Source organism: Timaviella obliquedivisa GSE-PSE-MK23-08B (assembly GCA_019358855.1).
Lineage (GTDB): Bacteria > Cyanobacteriota > Cyanobacteriia > Elainellales > Elainellaceae > Timaviella > Timaviella obliquedivisa.
On record JAHHII010000015.1, the window covers coordinates 53,761 to 68,155 of the forward strand.

Here is a 14,395-nt window from a genome sequence, read left to right on the forward strand (position 1 = left end):
GAGTTACTCTTACTTTAGTGCAATCTTTCATACTGTCTTTGCATTAGGCTCTGCTTTAAGATGAACAGGCAGTCTCATCATGGATCTAATGGAATTATTAGTAACAAATAATAATGTTCGCTATGACACATTCATCAAGAATTTACTGATAACTTACTAATAATACAGACTGAGACATAAACTTGCCGACAGTTGCGTGAATCTGACGCATTCTATTACTGTGGATAGGAATCAAATTGACTAATCCCTAAGCATCCCTAAAATATTGTGACTTTTCAACGCGCCAGTGGAATTTTACTACACCCCACCTGCCTTCCCAGCCGCTTTGGGATTGGCGATTTAGGTCAATCTGCCTACGAGTTCATAGACTTTTTGGAACGCAGTGGACAAAAGCTCTGGCAAGTCTTGCCGCTAGGGCCTACGGGTGACGAGCATTCGCCTTACATCATGAATTACAGTGCGTTTGCAGGCAACCCGATGTTGCTTAGCCTTGATGTATTGGCAGGTGACCAACTGCTTCATCCCGATGAGCTTGCGCCCTTACCTGAAGCGCCCGCCGATCGCGTTGATTTTGATCGAGTCATTCCGCACAAATCCTATTATCTCAAGCTGGCATACAACAACTTTAAGCAGCGAAACTCTCAAGCTGAGTTTGAGCAGTTCTGTGAACAGAAGGCAGTTTGGCTAGACGATTTTGCCTTGTTTATGGCACTGTTGGAGGCGAATAATGGCAAGGCGTGGAACGTGTGGGAAGGGGCGATCGCCCGACGAGAGCCAGCCGCCCTTGCTGCCCAGCGAGAGCAATTACAGGATGAAATTCTCTACCAGAAATTTCTGCAATTTAAGTTCTTCGGGCAATGGTCGAACCTTAGAAATTATGCTCAACAGAAAAATATCCAAATTGTTGGAGATGTCTCCATTTATGTGTGTCACAATAGCGCCGAAGTTTGGGGCAATCCTGAAATCTTTAAGCTCGATCCTCAAACTCTAGAACCAGCTTACATAGCAGGTGTTCCGCCCGACTACTTCAGCGCCACCGGGCAGCTTTGGGGCAATCCGGTTTACAACTGGGATAAGCTGCAAGCCACAAACTTTGCTTGGTGGATTGAACGCTTTAAAGCAACGATGCAGTACGTAGACATTGTGCGAATCGACCACTTCCGAGGGTTCGAGGCATATTGGCAGGTACGTGCAGGTGAGACGACAGCTATGAATGGGGAATGGGTGAAGGCTCCAGGCGTTGAGTTCTTTGAGGCGTTAGCGGCAGAGTTGGGCAATTTGCCCGTGATGGCAGAAGATTTAGGAATTATTACCCCTGAAGTAGAGAATCTGCGCGATCGCTTCCAGTTTCCAGGAATGCGAATCCTCCAGTTTGCCTTCACAGGTGACCCTGATCATGCCTATTTACCTCATAACTATGTGCCTAATAGTGTGGTGTATCCGGGCACCCATGACAACGATACGGCGATCGGCTGGTGGACAAGTGCCGCCGCCCAAGAAAAACAGCAATTTGCTCAATATCTAGGGTACGATCGCCCGGAAGATGTTTCAGAAATTAACTGGGCACTAATTCGGATGGCGTTGGCTTCAGTGTCGGATTTAGCAATTTTGCCGCTACAAGATTTACTGGGATTAGGCAGTTCGGGGCGAATGAACGATCCAAGCGTGAATGCAGGTCAGTGGCGATGGCGATATGAAAGTTCAGAGCAATTGAATCAAGAGATGAGCGATCGCTTAGGGTGGTTAACACGGCTGTATGGGCGTTAAATCTGACTTTACGTCCCTTGAATAGCATGACTTGTCAAATCGTCTAGCGAGACTTCCTTAAGCGCCGCTGCATGGGTTGCCGCCAAATCTACGGGAGGAGCGGCACCCGCCTCTAGGGACTCCCTCCAACGACTGACACAGAGACACCAGCGATCGCCTGCTTTCAACCCAGGAAAGCCAAATCCTGGCGCGCTTAAATCGTTCCCCTGAGCTTTGGTAAACGCTAAAAACTCATCGGTGACTTGAGCGCAAACGACGTGTACTCCCTGATCATCGGCTCCAGTTTCACACTTGCCATTTCGATAAAAGCCTGTCATTGGCTCAGTGCAACAAATTTCCAGCTTGCCACCTAAAACGTTTTTAGCACCTGCTGCATTCACCATTTCTTATACCTCTTAAATGTCGTGATCAAGAGTACATTATCTCCAGACATCTTAGAGTAAAGGAAAATCTATCTCTGGACAGATTTGTATGACTAGCCAAACGCAGTACAAATGACTTGGTAAACAACCTGGTTATTGGTATGAAACTGAATCATTTGACAAAACAAATTTCTGCTTTAGGTCGTCGGTTGACAATGGTGTTGTTAAGCTTGTCGGCGATCGCCTTTTTCTGGCAGGGTGCATTCTTGCTAAACAATGCAGCAATGGCTAATCCTACGAACAACTTTGTCGTGGCAGCAGACTTGGGCAATAAAGTCCAGAACAAAGTGGGTGAAGATACCAAGAACGCCAAGGGCTTCATTAGAGATACCGCAGATAAGGTGGAAGAAGCTGCCAGAAGCAACGCTGCAAAAGTAGATAACGCCACCGACGACAATGATAGCGCGATCGCAAATAGAGCTAAGAGAGATGCAGGGCGCATTCAGCAAAGAGCAGAGGAAGATGCAAGCCGGACTGAAAAGGCAGTAGATAACACTAAGAATGTTATCGAGAAGGCTGTAGATAATGTTAAGGATGCTTTTGGTAAGTAAGAATTTAGTGTTCTAGCACGCCTAGGTGAATTGACTGGGGTATGATGCATGATGTATCATACCCCAGTTTTTACATTGTCTAGGACAAGGGCTTAAGCCTCTTATTAATCTTGCACGTTAACGATGTCCTAACAAGAACGCTTACTGCTACACAATCACGTAGACCCATTGAACATCTTCTCAAACTTAAGTCCAGTACAAGATCTTAGCTTGCGGGAAACGTTTTTGAATTTGTTGCTCAAAGAACTTTCGCATCATTTTCATGGTGTCGCCATCATAGACATATTTCACACCACCAAACTTATTACGTTTTATCACTCGGTTTGACTCATCCATTTCTAGCTTGCTGTTAGGGTACCAAGCCTGTAAAACGTTTTTTGAGCCAGGGGTAAAACGGTGAGAAATTAGCTCAAACGTTAAATCGACATCAAAGTCTAAAGCATTGCTCAGGTCATCGAACAACTGATCATAGTAATCTTCCCAATCCTCGATCGCCATAATGGGCGCAATCACTAAACCTACGGGATAACCGCCGCCACCCCGTTCAGAGGGCAATGCCAACTTACGTAATGCCTGAATCCGATTAGCAACAGAAGCTGTTCCCCCTTCTAGTCGATTGCTGATCGGTGCAGCATTCACACTAAAGCGACAACGAGTATGTCCGTTATGGGGTAGATCTAGTAATTCGTCAACCGCATCAAACTTAGAAACCCAGCGTAAGTGTCCGTTCTCACGGGTACCAAAGTAGCGAATGCATTCTGCCAAACTGCCCAATAAATGCTCAATACCCAACGGATCTGTGTAGCAACTTACTTCAAAACTAGTAGTGCTATCTAAGCGTTCATAAGCTGCCAAGTTTTGTAAGGTCTGGGGCAAGTTAGCAAATGCTCGAATCACTGGGGGTCCTTGCAGACTTCCAGCCAGATAACAATATTGACAATGAGCCGGACATCCTTCAGCTAAGTGAAACTGCCAATCGGCGGAAGGGGGAATCGGACTCAGCTTAAAGCTGCTAGGAGGTGCAGTCACAACCGCTAAGGTACGTTTAGCGATCGCATAGGTTTCTTGCTCTGTCTCTCCACGTAACCCAGTCAGGCGGTTACGTGGCAGTTCCTCAACAGGCAAATTGAAAGATTGCACTCGTGTCAGAATCTTTTGCCCCCAAGCCTCTTCCAGTGCATCTGGAGTGAATAGAACGCGATCGGGCATCCATAGGCGCGTTTTAGGAGCGGCGTTAAGAGAAGCAGGAGGATGAATCGAATTTAGCAAAATAGTTCTCAAATCCCGTTGCATGTATTTTTAGTATTGCACTTCCACTGAGCGACAGAAATCTTTCGTAGAGTGGATTTCATCCCTTTCCGGGTAGGGTTTCCCATCCCTCTATTGATGGCTAATGTGATCGCTAAGGGGCTAGCAAGAAAATAAAACCCCAGTGGGATGCATTGATTTGTCCACCCCCTAAATCCCCCATTCTGGGGGACTTTGAAAGGGTCGGAAGTCCCCCAGAATGGGGGATTTAGGGGGCGGTTCGGGGCGTTATTTAATTGCAACTCCCTAATGACTAGAACGAACTCCGAGATCTCAGACCTACGAATGAGCAGCAAAGTAAAGAAATTCCTGATACTATTGCTGAGAACATCGATCGCCCGTTTATTCGATCGCCTGAGAGTCCTTTTAAGGTGTGGGCACCCGAACTGAGTGATAATATGCCACTGTCCGATCGCTTACCTTTAGCCTTAGTTCCCGGACTGGCATTAACCGCACTTGCGCCCATGCAAGACGTGACTGATTTATTTTTCATGAATGTGATCGCGGGCTATGGCAGTCCCGATTATTTCTTTACTGAGTACTTTCGCGTTCATGAGAGTTCGACACCCGATAAGAAGATCCTGCGCTCCATTACCGAGAACACGACCGATCGCCCAATTTTTGCCCAACTCATTGGAGAAAGTATCCCCGACCTGGTTCGTATTGCTCAAGAACTGAGCCGCTATCCTGTGGCAGGCATTGACTTAAATATGGGCTGTCCTGCTCCCCGAATTTATCGCAAAAATGTTGGTGGAGGACTGCTGCGAGATCTTGAAAAAGTTAACCGAATTTTAGGTGAGTTACGAGAATCAGTATCAGGTTTGTTAACGATTAAGATGCGAATTGGTTTTGAAAATACTGCTAACTTTGACGCACTTCTTGACCTGATTAACCGACACAATATTGATTTACTCAGCTTGCACGGTCGAACCGTTAAGGAAATGTATCATGGCGCTGTTCATTATGATTTGATTGCCCACGCCGTGCAGCGGATAAATTGTCCGGTTCTTGCTAATGGAAATGTGACATCAGCCCATGCCGCAGCCGCTATTTTAGCTGAAACTGGAGCCGCTGGAGTGATGATTGGGCGATCGGCAATTCGCAACCCGTGGATCTTTCAGCAAGTTCGCCAACATCTGAGCGGTCAGCCCATCACTAAAGTCACGCTGGCAGATGTTCGCAGTTATATCGATCGCCTCTCGAACACAGCAAATGCCCTGACAGTTCCAAACCGGGCACAAGTTAGCTACATGAAAATGTATCTTAATTACATTGCTCAAAGTGTGGATGCAGCAGGGGGTTTTCTCCGAGAGATGCGGCTGGCTCAAACGGACGCAGACTTGTATGCCGTTTGCGATCGCTACTTGCTCGGCACTCCTGATCAAGAATTTTCGTTAGAACCCTACCCTGGTCTAGTGGCTCGCCCCAGTTGCGAAGCAATTCCTAAATTAGCAAGCCAGTCACTCGTCACTCAGTAGTTCCTACCGTCTTTAAGGACACTCAGTAGTTCCTACCGTCTTTAAGGACAATGAGCCAGAATTGATAGATGTCACAAAAATTAAGCTCTACTAAGGTCATGAGGAATTGAAGCGTGGATTTTGTGTCTGTTGAGGCGATCAGTGTAGAGGTGGCTGCGGAAGCGGGGATACCAGGAGTTTTGCCCTTTGGCTCGGGCAAATCACGGGCGCTGACTGCAATCCTCGGGGCTTCCAAAGATGAGATCCGCACCAGCCTCAAAGCCTCAACGCTAGATGGGGTTTTTGCCAGCCTATTTTCCAATGTGACGGGCGGCGTGCTACTGACCAACTTTTTTTTAGATATGGGCGCAAACCCAACTCAAATTGGCATCTTGGCATCCGTTCCCATGCTGTGCAATTTGATTCAGCCCATCGGCGCATACTTTTCAGAACGCACCACAAGCCGTCATTTCTATTGCCTTTGGATCTACGGTATTTCCCGATCGCTCTGGGTGGGCTTAGCGATCGCCATTTTTTGGGTTGGGAGAACCCCCAATGCTCCAGCGCTGCTGATTGCCTTAACGTTGGGGATTACGCTTGCTAGCTCTCTGTTAGGAGCGTTAGGCAGTGCCCCTTGGCTCAGTTGGATGGCAGCCCTAGTGCCCCGAACGCTGCGGGGACGCTACTTCAGCTTACGCAGCAGTGCCGCCAATTTAACGAATTTAATTTCAGTGCCCCTCCTGGGATTGATTGTGACTCAGTGGCAGGGCGGCTCTATTCAGGGCTACGGCGTGGTGCTAGTAGTAGCGATCGCCTCTGGAATTCTCAGCCTATGGTTTCAAAACTTCATGGTGGATGTCAATCCACAAAACAATTCCTATTTTCCAGTTAAAGTGCTCCCGCTTGAAGTCAACCCATCAAGCTCCGAAGATCCACTTCACCCTGCTTTAGTTAGCCCCTCTCAGCCCCAACTCACTCCCGCTTTTTGGCAAGACGGCAACTTCCTCAAGTTTTTACTTTATTTTCACCTGTGGACATTTTCAGTAAGTTTAAGCTCTCCATTTTTTAATGTTTATATGCTGAACGAGTTAAAGGTAGATATCAACCATGTCACACTTTATAGTAGCCTGGCGGCAGGGGCAAACCTGCTGGTGCTGCTAGTGTGTGGACAGTTTGCTGATCGCATTGGCAATCGCCCAATTTTGCTAGGTGCAGGGATTGTATTTGCAATCTTTCCACTTTTATGGCTTAGCGCTGGTATAAATTTATGGTCTGTTTGGTTGGGGCTGCCATTGTTGCATTGCATTTCGGGAGGAACATCAGCAGCAATTGACCTTTGCTCCAATAATTTTCAACTTGACATTGCCCCCGATCGCAACCAATCGACCTACTTTGGGGTTGCTGCTGCGGTAGCTGGCATCAGCGGTGCCTTAGGTACGACTGCTGGAGGCTTTTTGGCTCAGTTCGGCTATGGTGGATTTTTAGGACTCTTTGTGCTTTCAAGTGTTTTGCGGCTAGGCGCTTTGTTACCTCTGGTTTTTGTCCATGAACGTCAAGCTGTGTAAGAGGATGTCTGAGAAGTCTAAGTTGCTATCCGAGCCGCCCCCTCAATCCCCCATTCTAGGGGACTTTGAAGGAGGACTGGTGCGGAAGTCCTGCCCCAGAATGGGGGGTTGGGGGGCGAGTGCAAGAATCTTTGATACCTCTCAGACATCCTCTAAAGGTCGAGAGCAGAAAATAGGTCAATTGCAAGCCGACTTTGAGCTAATTTTTCACGCTGATTTGCATGTTCTTCTGTAAATACGATATTCTGTAAAAGTAATTCGTCGTAAATACAGAACGCGATCGCCCTAAGGCAACGATTTAAGAAATTAATTCCCTTAGCAGTGAGTAGGCGCAAAGTAGGTAGGCGCAAATAAACGTAGGTTTTGCAAATGTAGGTTTTGCGGTCAGGCAACTTTGCTTGCACATCATAAATAACAGTTTGTCTATCTTACGTTTAGTTCAGCTGATCTACTGGTATAAATTATTGGAGTGAAACCATGGCAAACAAAAAAAAAGAGATTGGCGCACAGCCTAAAGCTGCTCCAGCAACTACCCCTTTAGAACAAGATCAGAAACCCAAAGCTTCCGCAAGCAGCCCTGGACGCGAGGTTCCCGTTGTAACCTCGGAACCGGTGGGAGAGGAAGTTGAGAAAGGGAGAAAAGCTCAGGCGACAAAAAAGGCAGCTAAAGAACTCCAAATGATGGGTAAAGAGCCCGCTCAGGATCGGTCAAAGGTGCCCGAAATGCCAGCAGCACCCTTGGAGGCAAAAGTGGATGATGAAGAAGCGAAGGATGGAAAAGTGAAAGAAGCCAAGGTAAAGAAACAAGTTGATGAGCCCGTTGCCGCAGAAACTGCTCCATCTAAAAAAGCTGCCGCAGTGCCAGCCGCCGAGAAAGCTACGAATGAGAAAGCCACGAAAATGAAGCGACTTACCTTAGATATTGCTAAACCGCTGCACAAAGCGATTAAGGCGAAAGCCGTTGAAGAAGGAGTTCCTATGGTAGATATGCTGCGATCGCTACTGGAAGAGCATTACAGCAAGTGATTTATTCTTAACTCACTCGATCTTTCCCTGTATTTTCACAAACCCCTGTACTTTCACAAAAATACAGGGGTTTATCGTTGCCAGTTTTTAGTCTACTTCAATAAGGAAGTCGATCGCTGCTTACTATTCTCAGCCGAGGAATGCGGACAACATTAGCAGACACCTTATTTTACAATTGTGATTGAAGTAGACTACTATATGACCCAAACTACGTTTTATGAAGCGGACTACGGTGCAGGTAAAATCTGCGCTACGCTTCACATCCTGCCATGATCAATCCTTCTTAACGATGTAAGGTTATTGCGGTGCCAGGGCATTTTACAGAATAGGTTCCGTTGGATGGTAGTTGTCGGAAAATTCTTAGACCAGGCAGTAAACATGGCTTCTTCTCCTGAGCTAATTGGCTACCAAGTTCTAGACAAAATTTATGATGGCTCCAGGACGTTGGTTTATCGAGCAATACGAGTAACAGATGATACCAAAGTTGTTGTCAAGCTACTGAAAAATGTGTACCCTAATTCTTCAGAACTGATTCATTTTCGCAATCAATATAACTTGACTCAAAGCCTCAAAAGCCCAGGTATTATCCAATCCTACTGCTTGGAACATTGTCAGAATGGGTTTGCATTAGTAATGGAAGATTTTGGAGGAATTTCACTAGCTGACTACGCCAAATCAACGCCTTTGCCCCTTCGCCAATTTTTTCCGATCGCCCTTCAAATTGTACAAACACTAGAGGTTCTCTGCCAAGAACGTTTAATTCACAAAGACATCAAGCCTCAAAATATCTTAATCAACCCCCATACCCTAGAAGTCAAGCTTACTGATTTTAGCATTGCCTCTTTGTTGCCTAAAGAAGTTCAAGAACTTCACACCGTCAATGTTTTAGAGGGAACCTTGGCATACATGTCTCCTGAACAAACTGGACGGATGAACCGGGGCATAGACTACCGCACAGATTTCTACTCTCTAGGTGTGACTTTCTACGAGTTGCTGACAGGACGGCTGCCCTTTCGATCTCAAGACCCCTTAGAACTCGTTCATGCCCACATCTCGCAGCATCCACCCTCGCCCACGCAAATTATCCCGACGCTGCCCCTAGCCATTAGCCATTTAATCTTCAAGCTCATGGCTAAAGCCGCAGAAGACCGCTACCAAACCTGCCAAGAGCTACAAGCCGATTTGGAGCATTGTCGGCAGCAGTGGGAGACGTTGGGAGATATTCCTATTTTTAAGTTAGGACGGCAAGATTGCTACGATCGCTTTGCCATGCCTAAAAAGCTGTATGGCAGAGAAAACGAGGTTAAGATGCTGCTCAGCACCTTTGAGGAAATTTTGCTGGGTAGCAGTCAATTAGTTCTGGTTTCAGGTGCTGCTGGTGTCGGCAAAACTGCTGTGGTTCAAGAAATTCATAAGCCTGTTGTTCAGCGACGCGGCTATTTTATTCAAGGTAAGTTTGATCAGTGTAAGCGTAATGTTCCATTTTTAGGCATTGTGCAAGCATTACGTCAACTTATGACGCAATTGCTGACAGAGAGCGAAGAAGTCGTCCAGGCGTGGCGATCGCAGTTAGTTGCCATGCTCGGTGAAAAGGGTCGTATGTTAACTCAGGTTTTACCCGAGTTAGAGCAGATAATTGGCGTTCAACCCATGATGCCTGAGCTACTACCCGATGCAGCCCAAAAACAGTTCAATTTGCTGTTTAATCAGTTTATTCGGGTGTTTACAAGTGGCGATCGCCCCCTTGTTATTTTTCTTGATGATTTGCAATGGGCAGACCCTGCTTCGCTTAATCTTTTAAAGCATTTAGTCTGCGATGTTGCAACCCATAAACTATTGTTAATCGGTGCCTACCAAGATGAAGTAGAAGCACAGAATCTTTCATCATTTATCAGTGAGATTAATCACGATATCAACCGGACTGGTAGTGTTTCCTCCGTCTATCTTGCACCTTTAACCCAATCTGACATTACTGATCTCATTGCAGACTTACTAAGCTGTTCTCAGGAGCGGGTTCAACCTTTGGCAAAGTTGGTCTATCAAAAAGCTCGGGGCAATCCTTTTCTAAGTCGTCATCTGTTAAAATCTTTTCACCAAGATGGCTTAATTTACTATCGGGATGGCTGGGAATGTGACATTAGTCAAATTCAAACTTTGACCGTAACCGATGATGTCGTCGAACTGATGATATCTCAGTTGTGTGAGTTGGCAGCCCCTACACAGCAAGTGCTACAACTCGCTGCTTGCATGGGCGATCGCTTTAATCTCAAAACTTTAGCCATTGTCTATAAAAAATCCGAAGCTGAAACCGCCGTCGATCTCAGCCAGGCGGTTCAGGAAGGTTTCGTGTTGCCTCAAAATGCCAGCTACCGGTTTCAGCCATTAATGTCCTCACCTGATCTAGCGCCAGCAGCCCCAGCGACTGCTTACCAATTTCTTGACGATCGCATTCAGCAAACCGCTTATGCGCTCATCTCCGGCGAGCATCAGCGTTTGACCCACCTTGAAATTGGTCGATTGCTGTTACAAAATATTCCTTCAACAGACTGGGAAGAGTACCTCTTTGAAATTGTTAATTCTCTTAACCAAGGCACGTCGCTCATGGCAGAAGATGAGCAAGCAAATTTAGCCAGTTTAAACTTAAGGGCAGGGCAAAAAGCAAAGGCTGCAACAGCTTATACGGAAGCAATGGAGTACTTAACAACAGGCATTAGTCTACTCACTTCTGACAGTTGGCAAGCGGATTATTGTCTCACTTTGGCACTGTACAAAGAAGGAATTGAAGCAGCATTTCTAAAGGGGCAGTGGGACGAGCTAGAGCAGTGGTCGGCAACAGCACTTAGTCACGGCAAAACCCAGCTTGACACCATCAGGATCTACGAGATCAAGATGTTGGTGCTGATTGGACAGAATCGGCTTCTAGATGCGATCGCTCTGGGTTTATCAATTCTCAAGACTTTAGGAATTGAATTTCCTCAAAACCCTCAACCTGAACAGGTAGCAGCAGAGCTATCACAAATGCTGGCTCGTTTCGCTGATCGATCGATCAGCGACTTGGCAAACCTGCCTGTCATGACCAACCCCAATGCATTAGCAGCGATGGATATCCTATGCCAGCTAAGCACAGCCGCCTTTAAAGCAACACCGAACTTATCGACGCTGGTTGTCTTAAAGCAAGTCGAACTTTCTATTGAACACGGCAATACGGGTGTTTCGGGGTTGGGTTACGCCGGATATGGGTTAATTCTTTGCACCGTTCAAGGCGACATCGAATCAGGATATCAATTTGGGCAGTTAGCAATCACCCTGGTTTCAACGTTGAACAGCCCAGAGCTTAAAGGCAAAGTTCTGTTGACGGTCAATAATTTCATTCGCCCCTGGAAAGAACCCGTACAGACCACTCTGCCTGCCCTACGAGAAGCCCACTCTAGCGCCTTAGAGGCAGGAGATTTAGAGTTTGCCGCCTATTCAGGATTGGTTTACAGTTTCCATGCTTACCTCACTGGAAAGGAATTAGTCGGGGTCGCCCAAGATATGGCAACCTATGGGCAAATGATGAAACAGACCCATCAAAATCAGGCGCTTTTTCTTCATATTCCTTACTGGCAAGCAGTGCTCAGCTGGCTCGGCAGAGCTACTGGCCCCTGCTGTTTAACAGGAGAGACAGGTGAGGACTCTGACCTGTTGACCTTAAGCTTGGCAGCCAATAATCGTGAGGCGGTGTTTTACTTCTATCTCAACAAAATGGTCTTGTGCTACGGGTTTGCAGACTACGAACAAGCTGCAATTATGGCGGATGCTGCCGAGCCTTACATTGCAGGCAGCTTACCCGTTGTCATCTTCTATTTTTATGACTCTCTGATTAAACTTGCGGTGCGGACTCCTGAAACTGAACAGGAAATTTTGGAAAGAGTTGCTGCTAATCAAGATAAATTAAGGCGCTGGGCAGATTATGCGCCAACCAACCATTTGCACAAGTGGGAGTTAGTTGAGGCAGAGCGCTGTCGAGTTCTGGGACAGGTTTTAGAGGCGATCGATGGTTATGATCGGGCGATCGCCCGCGCCCAAGAGCACCAGTATCCTCAAGAAGCCGCTCTTGCCAATGAACTTGCTGCCAGGTTTTACTTGTTGCGGAACCAGCCTAAAATTGCTCAAGCTTATTTATTCGATGCCTACTATGGCTATGCCCGCTGGGGAGCAACTGCCAAAGTTAAGCAGCTAGAGCAACAGTATGCGCTATTACTGGTGCCGATTCTTCAAAGAGTTCCAGAAAACATCCCTGCATCCCTGCATCAATCAGTTCAACGTACCGTTACTTCTACCAGTTCTGGTGTTTCTGCGGCGCTAGATTTGGCAACGATCCTGAAGGCAACTCAAGCCATTTCGGGGGAAATGGAGTTGGATCAATTATTGCGGCTGCTAATGCATATTGTGGCAGAAAACGCAGGCGCAGAACGGGGCGTTCTTCTGCTAAAGCAGCAGGAGCAATGGCACGCAGTTGTCACTTATTTGGAGGGTTTGGCCCATCGCTTGCCCGATATTGCTCTAGAACAAATTGATGTGTTGCCCCAGACTGTGATGCAATGGGTCAAGCGAACTCAGAAACCTGTGATTGTTAAGCACAGCGACGGCGATATGACCTTTGCTGCGGATCCTTACCTGATGCAACAACAGCCCAAGAGTTTCCTGGCATTGCCTATTTTTAAGCAGGGCAGCATCACCGCTATTCTTTATCTAGAAAACCGCACTTTGGCAGATGCATTTACAAGCGATCGCCTAGAAGTACTCAAGCTCATTTGCGCCCAAGCTGCTATTTCAATTGAAAGCGCCAAGCTCTACCGCGATGCCCAAAATTATGCCCATCAATTAGAGTGTTCACAAGAGAAGCTAATTTTTGATGCACTGCATGATTCATTAACAGGTTTACCCAACCGCCATTGGTTCATTCAAAAACTCGCAGGTGTCATTGAGCAAATGACTGATGATCCATCGTTTCAATATGCGGTACTGTTTCTCGATCTCGATCTGTTTAAAGTGGTTAACGATAGCTTAGGACATTTAGTAGGTGATCAGCTATTGAAGCAAGTGGCTGAGCGCGTCCAGACCTGCTTATGTCACGATAATGCGATCGCCCGGTTTGGGGGCGATGAATTTGCGATTTTGCTAGAAAATATCTCTAATGCCAATGCTCCTGTTGCGTTAGCGCGTCTGATTGAAACCCAACTGATGGAGCCATTCGAGATTAATAACCACGAAATGGTGGTCAGCGCCAGTATTGGCATTACTCTAAGCTCTATTGGCTACCAAAACCCTGAAGAGATCCTACGAGATGTGGATACAGCACTTTACCGAGCTAAGGCACAGGGACGAGGCTGTTACGCCCTCTTTGATCCAACGATGCAAACGAGCGCCGTTGAGCGGTTGCAGCTAGAGAATGATCTACGACGGGCGATCGAAGCCCTATCTCGTAAGTCTCATAGCGGGCAGACTGAATTGCAGCTTAACTATCAGCCCATTATTTCCTTAGTCACTGGTTATTTGAGTGGCTTTGAGGCACTAGTGCGCTGGCAACACCCGAAGCAGGGCTGGATCTCGCCAGTTAAATTTATCCCTGTTGCTGAAGAGACTGGGTTAATTCATGCGTTGGGCTGGTGGGTTTTGCGAACTGCCTGTCATCAGTTGAGTCAATGGCAGCGGCAGTTTCCCCATGCCGAGTCGCTGGTGATGAATGTCAATATTTCTACGCTGCAACTGCGACAGCATGATTTAGTAGAACAAATTCAGGCGCTTTTAACCACCACTCAAATACCGCCTACGTCTCTAAAACTGGAGATTACCGAAAGCTCTATTCTTCAAACCTTCTCGAGTCAGGCGGCTCAACTGAAAGAACTTAAAGACTTGGGCATTCGTCTATGCATTGATGACTTTGGGACGGGCTATTCTTCTTTAAGCCGACTTCACGAGTTCCCGGTCGATACTTTGAAGATCGATCGCGCCTTTGTGAATCGTATTGATGGCAATGCGGGTGGAGCCGAGATTGTTCAAACCATCATTGGGCTTGCGGCTAGCTTAGGCATGGATGCGGTTGCTGAAGGGGTGGAAACGTTTGTTCAGCTTGAGCGCCTGCGGGCGCTGCATTGCGAACTAGGGCAAGGATTTTTCTTCTCTAAACCAATAGATGCTCAAGCGGCAGCTAAGCTAGTGCAGCAGGCGAAAACAATCTCTTGGATACAACCCACTCCTCAAGGTTAATTTTTAGGCGGTGCGCTGCCTTTTTAGGAAGGCAAGAGGTGAGGTTG

Annotated in this window: 9 protein-coding genes; 7 read left to right on the top strand and 2 right to left on the bottom strand. The window is 46.8% G+C overall.

What is annotated here, in order from left to right:
• The first annotated feature begins 267 nt into the window (after positions 1-267).
• The gene (malQ, locus tag KME11_20005; GenBank protein ID MBW4517495.1) at positions 268-1,767 is read left to right on the top strand and encodes a 4-alpha-glucanotransferase; all 1,500 of its coding nucleotides are present in this window, start codon (positions 268-270) and stop codon (positions 1,765-1,767) included.
• Positions 1,768-1,775: 8 nt separating this feature from the next.
• On the opposite strand, the gene KME11_20010 is transcribed toward malQ, so the two are convergent.
• The gene (locus KME11_20010) at positions 1,776-2,150 is read right to left on the bottom strand and encodes a DUF2237 domain-containing protein (protein MBW4517496.1); all 375 of its coding nucleotides are present in this window, start codon (positions 2,148-2,150) and stop codon (positions 1,776-1,778) included.
• A 140-nt stretch (positions 2,151-2,290) separates the two neighbouring features.
• Here KME11_20010 and KME11_20015 point away from each other — a divergent pair, with 140 nt between their 5' ends.
• A complete protein-coding gene (locus KME11_20015; GenBank protein MBW4517497.1) occupies positions 2,291-2,740 on the top strand; it encodes a hypothetical protein in 450 nt (149 codons plus the stop codon).
• A gap of 186 nt (positions 2,741-2,926) precedes the next feature.
• Here KME11_20015 and KME11_20020 read toward each other — a convergent pair whose 3' ends face one another.
• A complete protein-coding gene (locus KME11_20020; GenBank protein MBW4517498.1) occupies positions 2,927-3,949 on the bottom strand; it encodes a radical SAM protein in 1,023 nt (340 codons plus the stop codon).
• 497 nt (positions 3,950-4,446) lie between these two features.
• Here KME11_20020 and KME11_20025 point away from each other — a divergent pair, with 497 nt between their 5' ends.
• The 5 genes from KME11_20025 to KME11_20045 all read left to right on the top strand — a co-directional run bounded on the left by KME11_20025 (position 4,447) and on the right by KME11_20045 (position 14,348).
• Entirely contained in the window at positions 4,447-5,526 is a 1,080-nt protein-coding gene (locus KME11_20025) for a tRNA-dihydrouridine synthase family protein (protein ID MBW4517499.1), read from the top strand.
• 209 nt (positions 5,527-5,735) lie between these two features.
• Complete coding sequence (locus KME11_20030; protein MBW4517500.1) at positions 5,736-7,070, top strand: MFS transporter; 1,335 nt, start codon at positions 5,736-5,738, stop codon at positions 7,068-7,070.
• A gap of 4 nt (positions 7,071-7,074) precedes the next feature.
• Complete coding sequence (locus tag KME11_20035; protein ID MBW4517501.1) at positions 7,075-7,305, top strand: hypothetical protein; 231 nt, start codon at positions 7,075-7,077, stop codon at positions 7,303-7,305.
• A 242-nt stretch (positions 7,306-7,547) separates the two neighbouring features.
• Complete coding sequence (locus KME11_20040; GenBank protein MBW4517502.1) at positions 7,548-8,096, top strand: hypothetical protein; 549 nt, start codon at positions 7,548-7,550, stop codon at positions 8,094-8,096.
• Between the two features lie 378 nt (positions 8,097-8,474).
• A complete protein-coding gene (locus tag KME11_20045; GenBank protein MBW4517503.1) occupies positions 8,475-14,348 on the top strand; it encodes an EAL domain-containing protein in 5,874 nt (1,957 codons plus the stop codon).
• Positions 14,349-14,395 lie beyond the last annotated feature (47 nt).

Coding starts and splice junctions, on each gene's coding strand:
- KME11_20040 (MBW4517502.1), top strand. CDS start 7,548: ATGGCAAACAAAAAAAAAGAGATTGGCGCACAGCCTAAAGCTGCTCCA.
- KME11_20045 (MBW4517503.1), top strand. CDS start 8,475: ATGGCTTCTTCTCCTGAGCTAATTGGCTACCAAGTTCTAGACAAAATT.
- KME11_20035 (MBW4517501.1), top strand. CDS start 7,075: ATGTCTGAGAAGTCTAAGTTGCTATCCGAGCCGCCCCCTCAATCCCCC.
- KME11_20025 (MBW4517499.1), top strand. CDS start 4,447: ATGCCACTGTCCGATCGCTTACCTTTAGCCTTAGTTCCCGGACTGGCA.
- KME11_20020 (MBW4517498.1), bottom strand. CDS start 3,949: ATGCCCGATCGCGTTCTATTCACTCCAGATGCACTGGAAGAGGCTTGG.
- KME11_20010 (MBW4517496.1), bottom strand. CDS start 2,150: ATGGTGAATGCAGCAGGTGCTAAAAACGTTTTAGGTGGCAAGCTGGAA.
- KME11_20015 (MBW4517497.1), top strand. CDS start 2,291: ATGAAACTGAATCATTTGACAAAACAAATTTCTGCTTTAGGTCGTCGG.